The sequence below is a fragment of the Herbaspirillum sp. FG34 genome (genome assembly GCF_057809315.1).
Genome location: NZ_JBMDJS010000069.1, coordinates 1 through 320 on the forward strand (window position 1 = coordinate 1; position 320 = coordinate 320).

A 320-nucleotide genomic window follows, 5' to 3' on the forward strand; every position below is an offset into this window, starting at 1 on the left:
AGCTCGACCGCTACGAGGACCAACATGGCGAAATCAAACCCGCCGGCCAGGCCGATACCGAAGCACAGAACTCCCTGCCCGAGTACGAACGCGGCCTGGAAGTGCTGCAGAACCGCGTCAAGAACCTGAAGCGTGACTTCGATGCGGCCACTGGCGCCGACCAGCGCCTGGCCGAGCTGGAAGCGCAGACCGATTTCGAGACCGACCACGCAGCTGGCATCACCGAGCTGGAGCAGCGCGTAGCTACCCTGCGCGCCAGCCTGGCCAAGATGACAGAGGTGATCGAGGTGGCTGCAGCTGCCCAGCGCGCGCTGGACGCC

Annotated in this window: 1 protein-coding gene; it reads left to right on the forward strand. The window is 65.6% G+C overall.

What is annotated here, in order from left to right; genetic code table 11:
• On the forward strand, nt 1-320 hold a 320-nt coding region (locus tag ACODSZ_RS23195), incomplete at both ends, for a hypothetical protein (RefSeq protein ID WP_488928660.1).